The organism is Pseudomonas sp. SCT (assembly GCF_003864275.1).
Lineage (GTDB): Bacteria > Pseudomonadota > Gammaproteobacteria > Pseudomonadales > Pseudomonadaceae > Stutzerimonas > Stutzerimonas stutzeri_AE.
Window position 1 is genome coordinate 419,396 of sequence record NZ_BDJA01000003.1, and the last position, 19,259, is coordinate 438,654.

Annotated in this window: 18 protein-coding genes; 7 read left to right on the forward strand and 11 right to left on the reverse strand. The window is 62.9% G+C overall.

The window, feature by feature from the left end; translation table 11 throughout:
- Positions 1–2: 2 nt before the first annotated feature.
- The 3 genes from BHD08_RS10435 to BHD08_RS10445 all read right to left on the reverse strand — a co-directional run bounded on the left by BHD08_RS10435 (position 3) and on the right by BHD08_RS10445 (position 4,048).
- A complete protein-coding gene (locus BHD08_RS10435) occupies positions 3–1,358 on the reverse strand; it encodes a chromosome partitioning protein ParA (RefSeq protein WP_125022041.1) in 1,356 nt (451 codons plus the stop codon).
- Between the two features lie 198 nt (positions 1,359–1,556).
- Positions 1,557–1,979: a nuclear transport factor 2 family protein gene (locus tag BHD08_RS10440; RefSeq protein WP_125022043.1), complete on the reverse strand. Its 423-nt coding sequence runs from the start codon at positions 1,977–1,979 to the stop codon at positions 1,557–1,559.
- Positions 1,980–2,017: 38 nt separating this feature from the next.
- Positions 2,018–4,048, reverse strand: coding sequence for an NADPH-dependent 2,4-dienoyl-CoA reductase (locus BHD08_RS10445; protein WP_125022045.1), 2,031 nt, complete (start codon positions 4,046–4,048; stop codon positions 2,018–2,020).
- 187 nt (positions 4,049–4,235) lie between these two features.
- Between BHD08_RS10445 and BHD08_RS10450 the strand changes: the two genes are divergently transcribed.
- Both BHD08_RS10450 and BHD08_RS10455 read left to right on the forward strand, forming a co-directional pair.
- The gene (locus BHD08_RS10450) at positions 4,236–5,249 is read left to right on the forward strand and encodes a carbon-nitrogen hydrolase (protein WP_125022047.1); all 1,014 of its coding nucleotides are present in this window, start codon (positions 4,236–4,238) and stop codon (positions 5,247–5,249) included.
- Positions 5,246–6,283: an AraC family transcriptional regulator gene (locus BHD08_RS10455; protein WP_125022048.1), complete on the forward strand. Its 1,038-nt coding sequence runs from the start codon at positions 5,246–5,248 to the stop codon at positions 6,281–6,283. Before BHD08_RS10450 ends, BHD08_RS10455 begins: the two co-directional genes overlap by 4 nt.
- Before the next feature lie 277 nt (positions 6,284–6,560).
- On the opposite strand, the gene BHD08_RS10460 is transcribed toward BHD08_RS10455, so the two are convergent.
- Genes BHD08_RS10460 through BHD08_RS10470 form a run of 3 tightly spaced genes read right to left on the reverse strand, consistent with a single transcriptional unit; the run spans position 6,561 to position 9,175 of the window.
- On the reverse strand, positions 6,561–6,725 hold the full coding sequence (locus BHD08_RS10460; protein WP_015277335.1) for a DUF2474 domain-containing protein: 165 nt from the start codon (positions 6,723–6,725) through the stop codon (positions 6,561–6,563).
- The gene (gene cydB, locus BHD08_RS10465; RefSeq protein ID WP_015277336.1) at positions 6,725–7,732 is read right to left on the reverse strand and encodes a cytochrome d ubiquinol oxidase subunit II; all 1,008 of its coding nucleotides are present in this window, start codon (positions 7,730–7,732) and stop codon (positions 6,725–6,727) included. Before cydB ends, BHD08_RS10460 begins: the two co-directional genes overlap by 1 nt.
- 3 nt (positions 7,733–7,735) lie before the next feature.
- Entirely contained in the window at positions 7,736–9,175 is a 1,440-nt protein-coding gene (locus BHD08_RS10470; protein ID WP_125022049.1) for a cytochrome ubiquinol oxidase subunit I, read from the reverse strand.
- Positions 9,176–9,370: 195 nt separating this feature from the next.
- Between BHD08_RS10470 and BHD08_RS10475 the strand changes: the two genes are divergently transcribed.
- Both BHD08_RS10475 and BHD08_RS10480 read left to right on the forward strand, forming a co-directional pair.
- Entirely contained in the window at positions 9,371–10,414 is a 1,044-nt protein-coding gene (locus BHD08_RS10475) for a M4 family metallopeptidase (RefSeq protein ID WP_125022050.1), read from the forward strand.
- A 9-nt stretch (positions 10,415–10,423) separates the two neighbouring features.
- Entirely contained in the window at positions 10,424–10,756 is a 333-nt protein-coding gene (locus BHD08_RS10480) for a protealysin inhibitor emfourin (RefSeq protein ID WP_015277339.1), read from the forward strand.
- Position 10,757: 1 nt separating this feature from the next.
- On the opposite strand, the gene BHD08_RS10485 is transcribed toward BHD08_RS10480, so the two are convergent.
- From BHD08_RS10485 to wrbA, 3 genes are all read right to left on the reverse strand, one after another.
- Positions 10,758–12,887 carry a bifunctional diguanylate cyclase/phosphodiesterase gene (locus tag BHD08_RS10485; RefSeq protein ID WP_125022051.1) on the reverse strand — a complete coding sequence of 710 codons (2,130 nt, stop codon included), beginning with the start codon at positions 12,885–12,887 and terminating at the stop codon, positions 10,758–10,760.
- 256 nt (positions 12,888–13,143) lie between these two features.
- A complete protein-coding gene (locus tag BHD08_RS10490; RefSeq protein ID WP_125022053.1) occupies positions 13,144–14,379 on the reverse strand; it encodes a CynX/NimT family MFS transporter in 1,236 nt (411 codons plus the stop codon).
- Entirely contained in the window at positions 14,376–15,002 is a 627-nt protein-coding gene (gene wrbA, locus BHD08_RS10495) for an NAD(P)H:quinone oxidoreductase (RefSeq protein ID WP_125022055.1), read from the reverse strand. Before wrbA ends, BHD08_RS10490 begins: the two co-directional genes overlap by 4 nt.
- Positions 15,003–15,103: 101 nt before the next feature.
- On the opposite strand from wrbA, the gene BHD08_RS10500 reads away from it, so the two are divergent.
- Positions 15,104–16,012 (forward strand): LysR family transcriptional regulator, encoded by a 909-nt coding sequence (locus tag BHD08_RS10500; protein ID WP_125022057.1) that lies wholly within the window; start codon positions 15,104–15,106, stop codon positions 16,010–16,012.
- A gap of 136 nt (positions 16,013–16,148) precedes the next feature.
- Here the strand turns inward: BHD08_RS10500 and BHD08_RS10505 are convergent, their stop codons facing one another.
- On the reverse strand, positions 16,149–16,628 hold the full coding sequence (locus BHD08_RS10505) for a VOC family protein (protein WP_125022059.1): 480 nt from the start codon (positions 16,626–16,628) through the stop codon (positions 16,149–16,151).
- 357 nt (positions 16,629–16,985) lie between these two features.
- Here BHD08_RS10505 and BHD08_RS10510 point away from each other — a divergent pair, with 357 nt between their 5' ends.
- Positions 16,986–17,822, forward strand: a complete 837-nt coding sequence (locus tag BHD08_RS10510) for an oxaloacetate decarboxylase (RefSeq protein ID WP_125022061.1) — start codon at positions 16,986–16,988, stop codon at positions 17,820–17,822.
- Between the two features lie 66 nt (positions 17,823–17,888).
- Here BHD08_RS10510 and BHD08_RS10515 read toward each other — a convergent pair whose 3' ends face one another.
- Positions 17,889–18,290: a hypothetical protein gene (locus BHD08_RS10515; RefSeq protein WP_256678647.1), complete on the reverse strand. Its 402-nt coding sequence runs from the start codon at positions 18,288–18,290 to the stop codon at positions 17,889–17,891.
- 70 nt (positions 18,291–18,360) lie between these two features.
- Here BHD08_RS10515 and BHD08_RS10520 point away from each other — a divergent pair, with 70 nt between their 5' ends.
- Positions 18,361–19,257, forward strand: a complete 897-nt coding sequence (locus BHD08_RS10520; RefSeq protein ID WP_177412666.1) for a LysR family transcriptional regulator — start codon at positions 18,361–18,363, stop codon at positions 19,255–19,257.
- Positions 19,258–19,259: the final 2 nt, after the last annotated feature.

Below are 19,259 nucleotides of genomic sequence, written 5' to 3' on the forward strand. Positions count from 1 at the left end.
GCTCAACTACCGGTGCGCTGCCGGTCTTCCTTACGGTGCCGAGTGCAGCAGTTGGATTCGCCGATCACGAAACGGCTCGGCGTATCGACCTTGTCCAGCGGCATTGCGCAACGCTCACCGCTGGAAAGGGTCGCGACGCAGGCTGGCTTTTGATAATGCTCCAACCACTGCCGATATTGCTCCTCGGAGACGAAGCACTTGGCTGCAGCGTAGGCCAAGGGGTTGGCGCGGTAGCGGGCGAGATCCTGCAAGGCGATGGTCAGATGCCCTGCTCCCGGATGGTAGGCCATGAATACGACCCCCTGACGAGACAGCTCCTCCAGCACCCGGTCGCCGCTACCACCCAACTTCTCGCACTCGCTCTTCAGCCGCTGGATTTCCTCTTCCAGCTGAGCATCCAGCTCGTTGCGATAGGCCAGTTCGACGTCGCGGATCGCTACCTGCTCCTTGTACTCGGCCACTGCCGCAGCAATACGCGCCTGGGCTTCGTGCTCGAACTGTTCGCGGGCCGCGCCAATCTCGACCCGGCCACTGACCTCAAGGGTGCGCAGCTGCTTGCTCATTTCCTCGCGGGCTTTCTGGAAGCTCTCACCCTGCGCGGTCAGCTGCGCATGCAGGCTGGCATTGATCTCCGTCTGCTGTTGCAACTGATGCTGCAGCGTGCGGATCTCATCCTGCGTCGTCTTGCGTTCTTTTTCCGCAGCAGCCGCGAGCTTGAGCGCGTTTTCCTCGCGCAACCGCTCCAGGTTGGCAATGCGCTGACGCTGCTGCTTGATCAGCAGCGCGGCCTTCTGCCGCTGCTCGCGTTCGTGGCTTTCGGATCGTTTGGCAGCGGCGTCCTTGCTCGCTTCGGCATACCAGGCGTCTTCGGCGACCATCTGCAGACGTTCGGCGGGTACTGCTTGAGGCGTTTCATCTTCAACCAGCAGACCAAGCTGATTGCGCTTGATGGTTTCGCGCAGCACAACCAGATCGTTGCGCTCGGGGCTGACCTTCGGGTCCCACATGTGCATCTGGTGCCAGGACACCGGACACTGGCTGCGGCAGGCCAGACGAATCGGGCCGGCGCCCATGTCCGGGCCGCGGCCGGTGCGCTCGGCCAACTGGCGCAACGGAATGTTCCAGCCTGCATCGGCGGATCCGTCATCATTGAAGTCGAGACAGAAAAACACCGCGGCGCGCACTTGCAGCCGCGGGTTGATCATCACGTATACGGCATGCATCTGGCGATCCGCGAACTCGGGCAGTGCAACGACTCCGTCAAGCACCGCCTCGAATTCCGGATACAGCATTTCCTTGCAAATGGCGCCTTCGTTGAAGAACAGTACGGCTTCGACCATCTGCGGTTTGTTCTGCATGCTCGACTTCCTTTATTGCCCGCAGCAGCGAGCCAGCATTGTCCGGAGCGATACGGCCATCCAATGCCGTCGCTCCGTTAGTGCCGCAAGTTTAGGGGAAATGTTCAAGCAGGCAATGTGACTGGGTTGGCAGCGAATCCCGGCATTGGGCGCCGCGCGACGCAGCGCCCTGCGGATTTTGCGATGAGCTTTGCTAAATCAGCCTGCGCTCTGGGCAGCAAGACGGCGCTTCATCTCGTCGCCCAGCGCCTGCAAGGCGCTCATGGGACGAATCATGACCTCGAACTCGACGATCTTCCCCGCCTCGTCGAACCGAATCAGATCGATGCCCTTGAGCTCGCGATCGCCCACCCGCGCGCTGAATTCGAGCACCACGTCTGTGCCTTCTGCGCTCGCCAGTTCACGGTGATAGCGGAAATCCTCGAAGACCTGCAGCACGGTATTGAGGATCAGATTGACCGCCGCCGCTCCTTCGTACGGTTTGTAGGCCATCGGCGAGCGAAACACCGCCTGCGGATGCAACAGCTCGGGCAGCCGGCTGAGATCACGCTCGGCGATCATCCGATGCCAGGCTTGCAGGCTACTCGCGGCGCCCGCTTGCAGCGCTATTGCACTCTCCATACCTAATCCTCTTGCCAGTGTGGCCGATGGGTTTCGAATCAGAGCGCTGCAGCCAGGCGGCAGCCCTGATTGATCGCGCGCTTGGCATCCAGTTCGGCCGCCACGTCCGCACCACCAATCAGATGCACGCGTGCGCCCGCTGCTTCCAGGCCCTCCTGAAGTTCGCGCAGCGGCTCCTGGCCGGCGCAGAGGATCACCGTATCGACCGGCAGCACCTGCGGCTCACCCTCGCCCACACGAATATGCAGACCGGCATCGTCGATCTGCAGGTACTCGACCGAATTGAGCATCTGCACGTGCTTGTTCTTCAGACCGGTACGGTGAATCCAGCCAGTGGTCTTGCCCAGGCCATTACCCACCTTGGACTTCTTGCGCTGCAGCAGATAAACCTGACGCTTCGGCGCATGCGGAGCCGGCTGAATACCGGCGATACCACCGCGCACCGCCAGTCCGAGATCGATTCCCCACTCTTTCCAGAACGCCTCACGGTCCAGGCTGGTGGATTCACCGTCATGAGTGATGTATTCCGACACATCGAAGCCGATACCGCCGGCACCGATCACCGCTACCTGCTGGCCGACCGACTTGCGCTCCAGAATCGCATCCAGATAACCGATCACTTTCGGATGATCGATGCCAGGGATCGCCGGGATTCGCGGTGCGATGCCGGTAGCCAGAATGATTTCGTCGAACCCTCCAGCCAGCAGCGTTTCCACCGTCGCGCGGGTATTCAGCTGCACCTCGACGCCGGTTTCCTGCAGGCGATTCTGGAAATAACGCAGCGTCTCGTAGAACTCTTCCTTGCCTGGGACGCGCTTGGCGACATTGAACTGGCCGCCGATCTCGCCGGCCGAATCGATCAGCGTTACCTGGTGGCCGCGTTCGGCTGCGATAGTCGCCGCAGCGAGGCCCGCCGGACCGGCGCCGACGACGGCAATCTTCTTCACCGTGGTGGTGGGAATGTAGTTGAGTTCGGTCTCGTGGCAGGCACGCGGATTGACCAGGCAGGTCGTCAGCTTGCCGCTGAAGGTGTGATCCAGACAGGCCTGATTGCAACCGATGCAGGTATTGATGCGCTCGCTATGACCGGCAGCCGCCTTGTTGACGAAGTCCGGGTCGGCGAGGAACGGGCGGGCCATCGACACCATGTCGGCATCGCCCTCGGCCAGCACCTGCTCGGCCACTTCCGGTGTATTGATGCGGTTGGTGGTGATCAGCGGAATGCTTACTTCACCGCGCAGCTTGGCGGTGACCTTGGTAAAGGCCGCACGTGGCACCTTGGTGGCGATAGTCGGAATCCGCGCCTCATGCCAGCCGATGCCGGTATTGATCAGTGTGGCACCAGCCTGCTCGATGGCTTTGGCCAGCTGCACCACCTCTTCCCAGATGCTGCCGCCTTCGATGAGGTCGAGCATCGAAAGCCGGTAGATGATGATGAAATCCGGTCCTACCGCTTCGCGTACACGGCGCACGATCTCTACCGGCAGACGCATGCGATTCTCGTAGCTGCCACCCCAACGATCAGTGCGATGGTTGGTGTGCGCCACCAGGAACTGATTGATGAAGTAGCCTTCCGATCCCATGATCTCAACGCCGTCATAACCCGCCTGCCGGGCGAGGCTTGCACAGTTGACGAAGTCACAGATCTGCTTCTCGATGCCCTCCTCGTCCAGCTCGCGTGGCGTGAAGGGGTTGATCGGCGCCTGGATGGCACTCGGCGCCACCAGCTGAGGGCTATAGGCGTAGCGCCCGGCGTGCAGAATCTGCATGCAGATCTTGCCGCCAGCCTCATGAACCGCCTGGGTGACGATCTTGTGTTCCTCGGCCTCCTCGGGCGTCGAGAGCTTGGCGGCTCCGGCACGTACCGAACCTTCCTCGTTGGGCCCGACTCCGCCGGTGACGATCAGGCCGACACCACCGCGGGCACGCTCGGCGAAGAACGCAGCCATCCGCTCGAAGCCGTTGGGCATCTCCTCCAAACCGGTGTGCATGGAGCCCATCAAGGTGCGGTTGCGCAGTGTGGTAAAGCCGAGATCGAGCGGGGCCAGCAGTTTCGGGAAAGCGGTCATCGGTGCGTCCTCATCATTACGAGTGCCGAGCCTCATGGGGCTGCGGTCGGTATGCAGCGACGATAAACAGCGCAGCTGCTGCGCTCAATGATCCAAAGTGACAACTTTTTGATCCTGCTGCGCAAAACGCTTGGCAATATGGCTCGCTTTACCTAGGCTGTCGGCGTCCATCACAGCCCTTCTTGCCATGCGTACCTATCTGAATATCGCACTGCTGGCAGTTCTTGCCGGCGTCTCGCTTGCGGTCTACCTCGACTGGACGCACGACCGCCGCAGCAGCCCCCTGCTGTCCGATCTACGCACCCTGCCTATCGAGAGCCGCGGGCGGGCGGGCACGGAGGGCAACCTGCTGGGCATCGAAGCGCGCCTGCAACCCGCCGACTTCCAGAGTCGCGAGAGACTCCAGCTGAAGTTTCGGACCTACCTCCAACAGGCAGCCGACGCCGGGATGCTCAGCGAGCGCACCGTCGTGGTGCTGCCGGAACATGTCGGTACGGGCTTGTTCGCATTCGGCGAGAAGCCGGAAGTCCAGCAGGCTCGCACCCTGCGCGACGCCATGCAGTGGATGGCACTCAGCAATCCAGGCAGCTATCTGCGCGCACTCACCGGCAACCAGGGCGACGATCGCCGCACCGGCGCCGTGCTGCGCCTGAAAGCCCGGCAGATGGCCGAGGAGTACCAGACGATCTTTGGCGGCCTGGCCAGCGAATTCGGCGTGACGCTTGTAGCCGGTTCGATCGTGCTGCCGGAGCCCTACCTGGAGAACGACCGACTCAAGGTCGGGGACGGCCCGCTGCGCCAGGTCAGCCTGACCTTCGATGGCCGTGGCAAGCCGCTGGGTACGCTGCAATACAAGCACGCGCTGAGCCGCTATGAACGGCGCTACAGCGTCGCACCGATCCCCGAACCACGCCGCCTGATCGAAACGCCGGCTGGGTCGCTGGCGGTGCTGCTGGGTTGTGATGCCTACCTCGAGCGAACGCCCGCCGAAGCGAAGCTGCTCGCGATACCCGGCGCTCTGGCGGATCCGCAGTCCAGCTGCGGCAGCACGCTTCCCGACACCCAAGGCGAGCGAACGCTGATGCCGGTACAAACTCTCGCACTGCCCTGGAACCTGCTTGGCTCTCCACGTCGCCCGGCCCCGCCCGGGCATGGCATTCCGGTGCAGATACACAACCACTGGCTCGGCAACAATCCATGAATACCCAGCGCGTTCGGCTGGGTGATCTGTCGGTTGGTTTTCTGCACAGCCTCAGTGAGGCGCTGCAGCTCCATGGACATGATCCGAAGCCGCTTCTCGAAGCCTACGGACTGGATGCCGAGCGCCTGGCCGAACCCCACGCACGGCTGTCGATTCCTCGTTACATGCGCCTGGGACATGCAGCCATTCAACTTGCTGGCGACCCAGCCCTAGGACTGGAGATGGGCCGCTTGCGCAAGCCCGGCCACCTGGGCCTGGCCGGCCTGACCGCAGCTCAGGCACCTACCGTGCGTGAAGCGGCCCGCGCGCTGATTCGCTACGAGGCACTGTATGCGTCCAACTACCGTGGTAGCTCGAGCTTTCACGAAGATGCGGCAGGCGCCTGGTTACGCTTCTACTCCATCAGCCCATACAACGCCTACAACCGCTTCGTGGTGGACACCGTACTGGCCAGCTGGGTCGCGCAGCTCGCCCGGTTGAGCGGTCAGGCGATAGTGCCAACGGCGATTCACATTGAGTTTGCGGCGACGGATTACGCACAACGCTACGAGGCGTTGTTCGGCCGGCCGGTATGTTTCGAAGCACAAGCGAACCAGTTGCAGCTGGACCAGCGCACCCTGGCCCTGCGCAACCCGGATCACTGCCCCGGTACCTGGCGGCATCTGCTCGAGTTGTGCGAAGCCGAGCTGGAACGACGCACCCGCACGCGCAGCCTGCGCGAACGCGTCGCGCAGATACTCGGCCCGATGCTCAAGGGGCAGGAGCCAGATCTGCAGCAGATAGCCGCTCGGCTACAGATGCCGGCCTGGACGTTGCGTCGCAAGCTGGCAGAAGAAGACAGCAGCTACCGGGCGATCCTCAACGACACCCGCCGCGACCTGGCGATGGCCTATATCCGCGATACCGAATCGGCGTTCGGCGAAATCGCCTGGTTGCTTGGCTTCTCGTCGGCAGAAGCCTTTCAACGCGCGTTCAAGCGCTGGAGCGGGCAGACACCGGGAGATTACCGGCGCACCCAGCGGCGCGGAGTCTGACCCGCCCCGCCGATCATCGGTTAGAGCTCGACCGCATCCTCGGCGCAATCCGGATGGTCCTGCTCAGCGGCGTGCCACTCGAGAAGTTCGTCCTGATAATCATCCATAGCAAGATTCCTCGTCGTCTGTTTGCTCAAGGCGCTGTGCCTGTCGTCCATCAAGGTTCGTGCCAGGAAGGCTATACGCCGCAAATGAAGGAATCGTGACGTGATTCACGGTCGCCGGCAGCTTCAAAACGGCGCCGGCCCCGAAACCACGCCCTATACCAGTGCACGCCTCAGGGAGACGACAGCCCGGCAGCGTTCATCGCCAGGCGTAACAGCCAGGCCACGACACCCAGCGCCAGCACACTGCCGCTCCAGATCAGCACCAGCCAGCTCATACGCTGCCAGAGCGGCTTTGGCTCGCCACCGGAGGCCGGTCTTTTCGCCTGCTGCCCCATCAGTGATACCCATCCTCCGCACTGACCTTGCCGCGGAACACGTAATAGCTCCACGCCGTGTACATCAGGATCAACGGCAGAATGAGCAGCGCCCCGACCAGGGTGAAGCCCTGGCTCTGTGGCGGTGCCGCAGCCTCCCAGATGCTCACCGACGGCGGGATGATGTTCGGCCACAGGCTGATGCCCAGCCCGCTGTAGCCGAGGAAGATCAGCGCCAGCGTGAGAAGGAAAGGCATGTAGTTGGCGTAGCGCTGAATCGAGCGCAGCAGCCCGAAGGCACAGAGCAACACCAACACCGGAACCGGCATGAAATAGAGCAGATTGGGCATGCTGAACCAGCGCTCGGCGATGTCCGGATGGGTCAACGGCGTCCACAGGCTGACGATGCCGGTGACCACCAGCACCGCCCAGACCAGCGGAATGCCGATATCGTGCATGCGTCGCTGCAGATCGCCGGCGGTGCGCATCATCAACCATGTGCAACCCAGTAGTGCATAGGCAACGATCAGCGCCAGCCCGCAGAACAGCGAGAATGGCGTCAGCCAGTCCAGTGCTCCGCCGGCGTAGGCCCGATCCTCGACCGGCAACCCGCTGATGAATGCGCCTAGCACGACGCCCTGGAAGAACGTCGCGACCAGCGAGCCGCCAATGAAGGCCTTATCCCAGACGTGCTGGCGCTCGCGAACCACCTTGAAGCGGAACTCGAAAGCCACGCCGCGGAAGATCAGCCCCATCAGCATGAAGATGATCGGCAGATACAGCGCGGACAGCACCACGGAATACGCCAGCGGAAAGGCCGCGAACAACCCTGCCCCGCCAAGTACCAGCCAGGTCTCGTTACCGTCCCAGACCGGCGCTACGGTATTCATCATCACGTCGCGATCGGAACTGTCCTGCACGAACGGGAAGAGGATGCCAACGCCCAGATCGAAGCCGTCCATCACCACGTACATCATGATGCCGAAGATGATGATCACGGCCCAGATAAGAGAAAGATCGATACCCATGGCTCAGTTCCTCTCGCCCAGTTGATCGCCTTGTTCATGAGAGGTGGCCTCGTCCGCAGCGGAAATGGGCCGCATCGGCGTCCGCGCCTCCCCAGGACCTCCGGCGCCTTTTTCGCGACCTTCGCTGACCACCGGGCCTTTCTTCACCAGCCGCAGGACATACACCATCCCCACCCCGAACACGGCGAAGTAGACGACCACGAACATCGCCAGGGTGAGTCCCAGCTGGCCGGCACCATGATTGGATACCGCATCGGCGGTGCGCATCAGGCCGTAGATCACCCAGGGCTGCCGGCCGATCTCGGTGGTGTACCAACCGGCCAGAATGGCAATCAGCCCTGACGGCCCCATCAACAGCACCAGGCGCAGGAACGGCCGTGAGCTGTACAGGCGATCCCCCCGCCGCAGCAGCAGGCTCCAGATCCCCGTGACGATCATCAGCAGGCCGAGCGCGACCATGATGCGGAAGGTCCAGAACACGATGGTGGAGTTCGGCCGATCCTCAGGCGGAAAATCCTTCAGCGCCGGAATCGGCTCGGTCAGGCTGTGCTTGAGAATGATGCTGGCAAGATAGGGGATCTCGATCTTGTAGCGCGTTTCCTCCGCCTCCATGTCTGGCCAGCCAAACAGCAGCAGCGGGGTCGGCCCGCCTTCGGAATTGTCCCAGTGTCCTTCCATCGCGGCGATTTTCGCCGGCTGGTATTCGAGGGTGTTCAACCCGTGAAAGTCGCCGATCACCGCCTGCACCGGCGCAACCAGCAGCGCCATCCACATCGCCATCGAGAGCATCTTGCGGATGGCCGGGGTGTCCTTGCCGCGCAACAGGTGCCAGGCGGCGGAAGCGCCGACGAAGAACGCCGTGGCGAGGAACGCCGCGACGGCCATGTGCGCAAGGCGGTAAGGGAACGACGGATTGAAGATGATCGCGAACCAGTCCACCGGCACCACGATGCCGTCGATGATCTCGTGGCCTTGCGGGGTGTGCATCCAGCTATTGGACGCCAGGATCCAGAAGGTCGATATCAGCGTGCCGATGGCCACCATCAGCGTCGAAAAGAAGTGCAACCGCTCACCCACGCGGTTCCAGCCGAACAGCATCACGCCGAGAAAGCCCGCCTCCAGGAAGAACGCAGTCAGCACTTCATAGGTGAGCAGCGGCCCGGTGACGCTTCCGGCAAATTCGGAATAGGCGCTCCAGTTGGTACCGAACTGGTACGCCATGACGATTCCGGACACCACGCCCATGCCGAAGTTGACCGCAAAGATCTTCAGCCAGAAGTGGTACAGATCGCGGTAGACCTCCTGCCGGGTCTTCAGCCATAGCGCTTCGAGCACCGCTAGAAAGCTGGCAAGGCCGATAGTGATGGCCGGAAAGATGATGTGAAAGGTGATGGTGAAAGCGAACTGGATTCGCGCAAGCTCAAGTGCTTCCAATCCGAACATGGGCAGCTCCTCGTCAAATGACCGCCCGCCTCGTCTGTGACGGCGAATACGGGGTCCAGCACAAATGACAGCAGATCGCGCCAAGGGTGCAGCGCAACCGCCGCGCCAAGTCGTCGCGCCTGGATCGACGGTCGGGCCGACCGCACACCCCGGGTCTATGCTGGTCACAGCCGAGTCAACCGAGGAGTCCTGCCGGTGCAGATCCGTTCCTTCATTCCGCCGTACATCCTCGACCGCATCATCGACCACGGCTCGCCTTACCAGCGCGGGTGTGCGCGACAAACCCTCGACCACGTTCACAGCCTGCTGCCCAACCCCGGCCCGCCTCGCCCCACGGCAATCGCCGAGCTTGGCGAACTACGCACACCCGGGCATCCACAGCGGCGAATTCACGATGCCGAACAGCGCATGCAGTTACCTGGCATACCGCGGCGTCGCGAAGGCCTGCCGGCCAGCGGGGATGCGGCCGTAGACGAGGCTTATGACGCGCTGGGCGCTACCTACACATTCTTCTGGCAGGTGTTTCAGCGCGACTCGATCGATGACCTGGGCATGCCACTGATCGGCACAGTCCACTACGGGCAGGGCTACGAGAACGCCTTCTGGAACGGTGAGCAGATGGTCTTCGGGGACGGCGACGGCGAGCTGTTCCAGCGTTTCACCCGATCGCTGGATGTGGTTGCGCATGAGCTGGCCCATGGGGTGATCGAAAGCGAAGCGGGGCTGGTCTACTTCAATCAGCCCGGCGCGCTGAACGAATCCATTTCGGACGTGTTCGGCGTACTGACCAAACAGCATGCACTCGGCCAGACTGCCGCCGAGGCGGACTGGCTGGTCGGTGCCGAGCTGCTCACCGACAAGGTCAGCGGCGTGGCCCTGCGCTCCATGGCCAATCCGGGTACAGCCTATGACGACCCGCTGCTCGGGCGCGATCCGCAGCCAGCACACATGCGCGACTTCGTCGAGACCCGCGAAGACAACGGCGGCGTGCACCTTAACTCGGGCATTCCCAACCGCGCGTTCTATCTCGTCGCCACTGCGCTGGGCGGCTATGCCTGGGAACAGGCCGGGCGGATCTGGTACGCCACCCTCTGTGACCCGCAATTGCCCAACGATGCGGACTTCGTGACGTTCTCCAGCGCGACCCTGGCCCACGCTGCGAAACTGTTCGGCCGGCAGTCGTCGCAGGTGCAGGCCTTGCACGAAGCATGGACGTCGGTGGGCGTAGTGCCACGCTAAGGAGGCAACATGAAAATGCCTGCACTCGGTCCGGATGCCTCCTTGCGCGTATCACGCCAGGGCGGTTTCGCCGCCGCGCCTGGCCTGGCGCGACCGCGCCAGATCGAATTCGCCGACTGCAACGCGGCCCAGCGCCAGGGTCTCTGCTCGGTACTCGAACAGTGCCTGCCTGTTGCCAGCAAGCATGTCGGCCATGGCGACCAACGTTTTTTCAAGGTCGAGGTGCATTACCGCCGCGAGAACGATGACGCCGAGATGATCCTGCAGATCGCCGAGGAGCGGGCCCCTCAAGAGTTGTTGCAGCTCTGGAAGGACGGCGCGATTCCTGGCGGATCGCCCTAGATCAGAACCGCACAATCCCACCTGCAGCGAGCAAAGCGGTGAACTGTGCCGCCGGAAGTGGCCGCGAGAGCAGGTAGCCCTGGAACTCGTCGCAACCATTTCGGCACAGGAAGTCGAACTGCGCGGCGTTCTCTACCCCCTCGGCGACCACCGTCTTGTGCAGGCTCTTGCCCAGTGAAATGGCGGCGCGGGCGATCATCGCCACCTCCTCCTCCTGTTCCAGCCCGGTGACCAGCGAGCGATCGATCTTGATGATGTCCAGCGGGAAACGTCGCAGATAACTGAGCGCCGAGTAACCGGTACCGAAATCGTCCATCGCCAGCCGAAAGCCCCGCGCCTTGAACTCGGCAAGAATCGCCACGGCGCGCGTACCGTCACCGAGAAATACCGTTTCGGTGATTTCCAATTCGACCTGGTTCGGCGGCAGACCGACGTCATCCAGTACTGTACAGACCCGGTCAACCACATCATCACCAAGAAACAGCAGCGGTGACAGATTGACCGCCACCATCAGCGGGATGGCCCGCCCCGCGTTCCACTGCCGAGCGTCGCTGAAGGCGCGGCGCAGCACGGCCAGCGTCAGCGGCATGATCAGGCCGCTTTCCTCTGCCACGGGAATGAAACGATCCGGCCCGATGACGCCCAACTGCGCATCGGTCCAGCGTGCCAGTGCCTCGACCCCGACTATGCGTCGCGAGGCATCGACCTTCGGCTGGTAATGCACCGAAAACTCATCACGCTCCAACGCCGCGCGCATCGCCGCTTCAAGGTTCAGTCGCTCGTCAGCGATCCGGTTGAGGTCATGGGTGAAGAACTGGAAATTGTTGCGTCCGCGTTTTTTTGCCGCGTACATGGCGATGTCGGCATGCTTGAGCAAGGTTTGCGCGTCCTCGCCATCCCCCGGAAACATCGCTACACCGATGCTCGCACCCACCTGAAACTCCCGACCGGCCAGCGTGACAGGTCGCCGGATCTCGTTCAGCACCCGCTCCAGCAGCGAAATGACTGTGCTGATGCGGTAATGATCGCTGAGCACCAGCACGAACTCGTCACCACCCACCCGCGCAACGGTGTCGGAGCCGCGCAGGCTGCCGGCCAAGCGGGCGGCGATGCTCTTGAGCAGCTCGTCGCCGGCGACATGACCGAGGCCGTCGTTGATGAACTTGAAGTTGTCCAGATCGATGAACACCAAGGTCAGGTAGTAGCCCAGGCGCGCCGCGCGCGCGAGCCCCTGCTCGATACGGTCGTTGAGCAGGATGCGATTGGGCAGTCCGGTCAGCAGATCATGGTTGGCCTGGCGCTCGAGCTGTTGCTGATAATGCTTGCGCTCGGAAATGTCCTGCACCGTGCCTTCGTAGCAAATGAACTCGCCGTTGGCGCCGCGCACCACGTGGGCGTTTTCGGATATCCAGATACGCGTGCCGTCTCGGCGATACACCTCGGACTCGAAATTGAGCACCTCGCCCTGGTGTTCCATCAGCCGACAGAACGCCTCGCGACGCCCGCCTTCCACATACAGGCGGCGCTCGATGTCGGCGAGATCAGCCACCAGTTCGGTGGCGCTGTCGTAACCGTAAATGCGCGCCAGGGCAGGATTGGCCGCCAGGTATCGACCGTCACGGGTCGACTGGAAAATCCCCTCGGAGGCGTTCTCGAAAATGCTGCGATAACGCAGCTCGGCCTGTTCCAGGGCATCGAGGATGGCCCGTTGCGCGGTGATATCCTCGATGAAGCCCTCCACGACGATCTCGCCCTGCTCGTCCGCCACCGCGACGCCGCGTTCGATTACCCACTTGAGAATCCCCGACGCGGTACGGATTCGATAATGCACGCAGAAACGCCCCACCGCGGCGACGGCTTGCTCGATACAGCGCCGCACGCGCAGTCGATCGTCTGCATGCGTGATCCGCTCCCACGTAATGCGCGTTTCATCAACCAGCTCCGCAGCGCTGTATCCACACAAGCCCAGCGCGCCCTGACTGACGAAGATCATCGTCCACGATGCATCGTTGCGGCAGCGGTAGGCCATGCCTTCCAGGTTGTTGATCAAGGTGTCGAGCACACGAGAGCGGTCCAGCACTTCGCAGGAGAGCAGAGTGCTCGGACCGTTGGCAGAAGAATCAAGAGTCATGGGGGGCATGCTTGCAGTGGTTGCGGCCCGTCCGGCGCTGACGAAGCTCAGCTCCGGGCGCAGAACGAATGAGCCGAAAAGGCAGAAAGCCACTACTGAGCAAGAAGCGCTCCAGCCGCAGCGCCAGTGCAACTGCGCGTTTGCGGCTGCCATTGGCTCCGCTGATGCCCCACAACGGCGCAGCCGCCTGTCGCGGCGCGGACCCATGCGCCAACTTGGTGCTCATGCGTCCCCTAGCCAAGCGGAGCCCGGCAGGTTAGTGCATTCCACGCTTCGCCGCAGGTGCAATAGTTGTTCGCCTTGCTGCTGCCGGCACGTCGCACTCAAGCGCAGCGCGCAAAAGCAGTGCGCTTGCGCAGGCGGCCGTGGCAGCGAGCAGCACGACCACACCGGCAGCGCTCCAGCCAAACGCCGTTGTCACGCTGCCGACCGCGACCGGACCGAAGAGCTGGCCGAGATTGCTGCCCTGCATGAGCAGGCCGACGGCGATCGGTACCAGCGTGGCTTCACGTACGGCCAGCGGCGCAGAGGCCAGCAAAGTCGCCGGGATCAGCCCGCCTACGGCGGAGAACAGCAGGCATAACAGGAAAGTCGTCGGCGCCTCGAACAGGCCGAGGAAAATACCGAGCCCACACGCCCCCATGACCGCGCTGGCGAGAATCAGCAAAGAGCTACGCCCGACGCCCCGACCCAGCAGGTATCCCGCCGCCAGGTTGCCGACGGCATTGACCACACTAGCCAGCGCGCTCAACAGGCCCGCGCTGCGGTAGCTGATGTCCATACGTTCCATCAGCAGAACCGGCAGAAAGCTGAACAGCGCAAAGAACATCAGGCTGTACAACGCGAATACGATCGCCAGCAACGCGGTCGCGCGGGAACGCAACACTTGCCGAATATCAGCGATCACCCGGCTCGACAGCCCACGCGAAGCGTCCCGAGGTATGCAGTACACGACCATCGTAGCGGCAAGCACGGCGAGCGCCGCGCTCGCCCACCAGAGCCATTGCCAGCCTGGAAAAAGCGGCCCAACAACCATGACAAGCGCCATCCCGCACGGCATGAAGCAGCTCCAGAGCGCGAACGCCTTGTCGCGTGCCACGCCGGTCAGCAGGCGCTCAAGTATCGCCGGCCCGCCGACGATGATCAGCAGGAATCCCAGGCCCTCCAGCAGCCTGGAAACCAGCAGGACGGCGAAGGACGGTGCGAGACCACCCGCGGCCCCGGCGAATGCTGTTATGCCCAGACCCAACAGCAGGGTTCGCTGGCCGCCTAGCGCGGCCGCCACCGCGCCTGCTGGCGCACCGCCCAGCAGGCCGAGCACGGCAAATATCCCGGTCAACCAGCCGACTTGGCCCAGGCTCACCCCCAGATCCGTCTGCAGCATCGGCGCGGCGATGGCAGCCTTGCCCAGATGCAGGGACGCCACCACGCCGCAAGCCAGGATGACCCAGGCGACAAGCCGCCTCGGCGGCGCAAGGAGCACGGCATTCACCGCGGCGTCCCGAACGAATGCGTCGCCAGAGCAGCAGCGATGCGGGCGACATGCGCGCCTTGGTAACGCGCGCCCTCCAGCTCGTTCTCGCTCGGCTGCCGATCACCGCCACTGCCGTCGTCGGCGAGCGTCGAAGCGCCATAGGGCGATCCGCCGGTCACCGCATCCATGCGCAGCTGGCCTTTGAAGCTATACGGCAGGCCGACCACGACCATGCCCAAGTGCAGCAATACCGTATGTGTTGCCAGAATTGTGCTCTCCTGGCCGCCGTGCTGGCTGCCCGTCGAGGTGAAGACGCTGCCGACCTTGCCGACCAGCCTGTCTTCGGCCCATAGGCCGCCACACTGATCGAGGAAGTTCTTCATCTGCGATGCCATGTTGCCGAAGCGCGTTGGCGTACCGATCACGATGGCGTCGTAGTCAGGCAGCTCCGACACGGAAGCGACGCCTGCTGATTGGCTAATCTTGTAGCCCGCCTTGTGCGCGACCTGCTCGGGGACCAGTTCGGGAACTCGCTTGACGTCGGCAAGCGCACCCACCTGACGGGAACCTTCGGCAACGGCCTGGGCTAGCGCCTCGACATGACCGTAGGAGGAGTAATAGAGCACCAGTACTTTCGTCATTGTTGCAATCCTCAGATGGCGTTGACGCAAGCAAGGCTAATCACTACAAACGCTCACGAAGAGTGATTAAATTTCGATCAACTCGATCTACGGTGCAGATCATGCTCGATGGAATGACGCTGGATCAGATACGTACCTTCGTAACCGTGGCCGACAGCGGTAGCTTCCGCTCTGGCGCCGCGCGACTTTTGCGGGTGCAATCGGCGGTCAGCCATGCGATCGCCAATCTCGAATCCGAGCTTGGCCTGCAGCTTTTCGATCGCAGTGGCTACCGTCCCGTGCTCACCGCCGAAGGCCAGGCCTTGCTGGCCCACGCGCGTGACATCCTGCTGCGGGCCGACGCCATGCGCGCACGCGCGCGCGCCCTGGGCGCCGGCGTCGAACTGGAGCTGTCACTGGTGGTGGATACCCTGTTTCCCATCGAACTGGTCGCACGAGCCGTCAGCGCCGCCAGCGCAGCGTTTCCCTCGACCAGCTTTCGCCTGGAGTCGCAACCGCTGGGCGGCCCGATTGCGGCCTTGGATGACAAGCGCTGCACGCTCGCGATCATCGTCGGCGAGGACTTCCGAAACCCTCGGGTGGCGCTGGAAGCCATCGGCTCGGTACGGCAGATCGCAGTGGTAGCTGCAGCACACCCGCTCGCCAAGCACAGCGACCGCGCACCGCTGGGCTTGGCGGACCTGGCTGGCCATCTGCAGGTGGTCCTGACCGACCCTACCTCGCTCTCCCAGGGCCGCTCGTTCGGCGTGCTATCCCCTTTCACCTGTCGAGTGAACACCCAGGAAGCGAAGGCGACCTTGATCCGCACCTGCCTCGGCTGGGGGAGACTGCCGGCATGGCAAATCGGGGAAGACCTGGAAGCTGGTCGGCTGGTGCGCGTAGCCATTCCCGATCTGGGCAGAAACGGCGAGGTGCAATCCGAGGCCTACCTGGCTCACCGCCTGGACGAACCGCTCGGCCCTGTGGCGCAGGCGTTTCGCCGAGCGCTGCTTGAGCAAGCCAGGTCCTAGGCCCGAGACCGAAATACGGAAGCGCACGCAGCCGCTGTTAGCCAAGCCCACCTCCCCGCCCGACGTCGATGCCATACGATCACGGTCGCCCGGGACAAGCACGGCTCACCTCGACCGCGCAAAACTGCGTCGCCTCTCAATGCGTCAGAGCTGCTTCGATCACCGCAATGTCGATCCTGCTCATCTGCATCATTGCATCGAAGGCACGCTTGGCCGCCGCCCGATCAGAACCGGCCAACGCTTGCGTCAGGACGCGCGGAGTAATCTGCCAGAACACGCCCCACTTGTCCTTGCACCAGCCGCAGGCGCTCGCCTGGCCGTCATTGCCAACGATCGCATCCCATAATCGGTCCGTTTCGGCTTGGTCGTCGGTTGCCACCTGAAAGGAGAACGACTCGTTGTGCTGAAACGCCGGCCCACCGTTCAGGCCAAGGCAGGGAATGCCCAGGACGGTGAATTCGACAGTAAGGACATCGCCCTGCTTGCCCGCCGGATAGTCGCCAGGCGCAAGAAGGACAGCCCCCACAGCGCTGTCCGGGAAGGTCCTGGCGTAGAACGTCGCAGCGTCTAGCGCAGCATCGTCGTACCAGAGGCAAATGGTGTTCTTGCCGGTCATGGGGGTCTCCTTGAAGACGACGGTTGCATTGCATCAGGGCCGCAGGCGAAACCGACGCAGGGTGCCGCTCACTGCAGCCTTGTTTCCAGCCTGCAAGCGTAGCCCCACTGCGCAGACGAAACCTGTAGACAACCGGCACCGTCATGACCGACCGTCCATTCGCGACAGCTGGTGTGACTGCGTTCTTTCGCCGACTGGATCGCAACAAAGATGCGATTGTTATCCGCAAGCGCGTTGCGGCACCGATTGCGGTGTTTTCTGGAAAGTCACAACACGCGTATGCCATCTAGTCTTGGATGCACGACGCGACAATCGAAGCGCGTTGCCGCCCGCCCATATCACCGACCAGGAGGCTTCATGATCGATTCCAGTGTGTCTCACAAGCGCGCCGTTTTTCGTGCACTGCACCAGTCAGGCTGCTTCGTGCTGCCCAATCCCTGGGATGCCGGCAGCGCGGCCGTTCTGGCTGCAATGGGCTTCAAGGCCTTGGCCACGACCAGCTCCGGCTACGCCTGGTCCTGCGCCCGTGCCGATGGACAGATGGCGCGAGACGAAGTGCTGGCCCATATGCGCGGCATGGTTCAAGCGACCGCTCTACCGGTGAATGGCGACTTCGAAAGCGGATTCGCCGAGACACCCGAAGGGGTGGCTGAAAGCGTGCGCATGGCAGTCGAGACCGGCATAGCGGGCATTTCCATCGAAGACTCCACAGGCGACCCGCGCGAGCCGCTGCGGGAGATCTCGCAGGCCACGGAGCGAATGTACGCCGCACGTGAGGCGATCGACGCAACAGGCGGCGAAACACTACTGATCGGTCGCGCCGAGAATTTCTTCGTAGGGCGCCCGGATCTCGACGACACCATTCAGCGTCTTCAGGCGTACGCCGAGGCAGGCGCTGACTGTCTCTATGCGCCGGGTATCAGGACCCGCGAACAGATCAGCGCGGTCGTCGCCGCAGTCGCACCCAAACCGGTCAATGTACTGATCGGCTGGGACAGCGACCTGACTGTTCAGGACCTCGCCGATCTCGGCGTGCGCCGCATCAGTGTCGGCGGCGCCCTGGCACGCGCCGCGTGGGCCGGCTTTCTAAGCGCAGCGCGCTCTATCGCCGAACACGGACGCTTCGATGGTTTTTCAAACGCCGCCTCAGGCGCAGAGCTCGACGCCCTGTTTGGCAAGCTGGAGAAGCCATAGGCGGATCAGCAACCCGCGAAGCGTGGCCTCGACGAGTGGCCGGGCGACTCGAACCCTGCATTAGCGTTATGCATTGTCTTTGCGTTGCATGAACTCGACGAAGTTATCCGATGCATATCCGGCGCTGCCATTCGCCGCGAACGGTGCGTCGACCTTGCGCAGCATCCTCTTGCTCGCATCGGCCGGCGACCTTGGAAAGAACGCGCCACCCGGCTCTGAGTGCATATAGAAATCGCCCAGCTTGGCTCCGCAGTGCTCGCAGTGGTTCATGTAGTAGGTAGCCCCGGCCTGCTTGCTGTAGGCAGGCCTATAGCGGGCCGTATGGGAACGAAGCTGCACCAATACCGCCGGCGCCAAGCCAGACACATTCGACACCGTCCCGATTTCACCCTGTCGCATCCAGTCGCCGTGGCGACTGGCTAGGGTCAATGCCCCATCACCCTGAGCCGCAGTAGGCGAGGCTTCCATCAGCCGCTACGCTGTGAGCGGTTCAACCCCACTCTGCAAGCTGGCGGTGATTGTGGACAAGTTCCAGGAAATGAAGGTGCTAGTGGCCGTTGCGGAAGCGGAAAGCTTCGCCGCAGGCGCTAGGTTGGTGGGTATGTCACCGCCGAGCGTGACCCGGGTGATAGCAGGATTAGAAAATCGGCTGGGCACCCTGCTGTTGGCACGCAATACGCGCAGCCTGCGTCTGACTGAAGCGGGTCGGCGTTTCGTGGAAGACTGCAAGCGCATTCTGATGGACCTGGACGAAGCCGAAGAGCTGGCCACTAGCAACAATATTCGCCCCCGCGGCAACCTGACGGTGACGGCACCGGTGATGTTCGGCGAGCTGTTTCTGATACCGCTGATCACCGAGTATCTTGCCGCGAACCCCGAAGTGACCCTCAATGCCCTGCTAGTGGATCGTCTGGTGAACATGGTGGACGAGGGCGTGGATGTCGCCATCCGCATCGGCGAGCTGCCGGAAAGCGGCCTCCAGGCCATCAACGTCGGACATATTCGCCCGGTCGTGTGTGCCGCGCCTGCCTTTCTCGAACGTGTCGGCCGACCGCAACAACCCAAGGATGTGCTGGCGCTGCCGATGGTGATGTCATCGGCAAGCACCCTGCTCACAGAGTGGCAATTCAAGGTCGGCGAAGCCGTCATCGCCCTGCATCCCAAACCGCGCCTGATGGTCAGCTCCAATCACGCTGCGATCAATGCCGCACGCATGGGCTGGGGCCTCACGCGAGTACTGTCCTACCAAGTGGCCGAGTGGGTGGCAAAGGGGGAGTTGGAGATCGTCCTTGAGGCTTTTGAGACTACAGCGCTGCCGGTACATGTTGTGTATCAGGGAGGTAAACGACTACCCGCCAAGGTGCGCACGTTTGTCGATTATTGCGCCAGCCGGTTCATGGCAGACTCGGCGCTGCAAGCTGCGCCGGTAACCTAAAT

Bases quoted from the DNA above. Each gene is read 5' to 3' on its own strand.
- BHD08_RS10435 (WP_125022041.1), bottom strand. From the start codon at position 1,358: ATGCAGAACAAACCGCAGATGGTCGAAGCCGTACTGTTCTTCAACGAA.
- BHD08_RS10440 (WP_125022043.1), bottom strand. From the start codon at position 1,979: ATGGAGAGTGCAATAGCGCTGCAAGCGGGCGCCGCGAGTAGCCTGCAA.
- BHD08_RS10445 (WP_125022045.1), bottom strand. From the start codon at position 4,048: ATGACCGCTTTCCCGAAACTGCTGGCCCCGCTCGATCTCGGCTTTACC.
- BHD08_RS10450 (WP_125022047.1), top strand. From the start codon at position 4,236: ATGCGTACCTATCTGAATATCGCACTGCTGGCAGTTCTTGCCGGCGTC.
- BHD08_RS10455 (WP_125022048.1), top strand. From the start codon at position 5,246: ATGAATACCCAGCGCGTTCGGCTGGGTGATCTGTCGGTTGGTTTTCTG.
- BHD08_RS10460 (WP_015277335.1), bottom strand. From the start codon at position 6,725: ATGGGGCAGCAGGCGAAAAGACCGGCCTCCGGTGGCGAGCCAAAGCCG.
- cydB (WP_015277336.1), bottom strand. From the start codon at position 7,732: ATGGGTATCGATCTTTCTCTTATCTGGGCCGTGATCATCATCTTCGGC.
- BHD08_RS10470 (WP_125022049.1), bottom strand. From the start codon at position 9,175: ATGTTCGGATTGGAAGCACTTGAGCTTGCGCGAATCCAGTTCGCTTTC.
- BHD08_RS10480 (WP_015277339.1), top strand. From the start codon at position 10,424: ATGAAAATGCCTGCACTCGGTCCGGATGCCTCCTTGCGCGTATCACGC.
- BHD08_RS10485 (WP_125022051.1), bottom strand. From the start codon at position 12,887: ATGACTCTTGATTCTTCTGCCAACGGTCCGAGCACTCTGCTCTCCTGC.
- wrbA (WP_125022055.1), bottom strand. From the start codon at position 15,002: ATGACGAAAGTACTGGTGCTCTATTACTCCTCCTACGGTCATGTCGAG.
- BHD08_RS10500 (WP_125022057.1), top strand. From the start codon at position 15,104: ATGCTCGATGGAATGACGCTGGATCAGATACGTACCTTCGTAACCGTG.
- BHD08_RS10505 (WP_125022059.1), bottom strand. From the start codon at position 16,628: ATGACCGGCAAGAACACCATTTGCCTCTGGTACGACGATGCTGCGCTA.
- BHD08_RS10510 (WP_125022061.1), top strand. From the start codon at position 16,986: ATGATCGATTCCAGTGTGTCTCACAAGCGCGCCGTTTTTCGTGCACTG.
- BHD08_RS10515 (WP_256678647.1), bottom strand. From the start codon at position 18,290: ATGGAAGCCTCGCCTACTGCGGCTCAGGGTGATGGGGCATTGACCCTA.
- BHD08_RS10520 (WP_177412666.1), top strand. From the start codon at position 18,361: ATGAAGGTGCTAGTGGCCGTTGCGGAAGCGGAAAGCTTCGCCGCAGGC.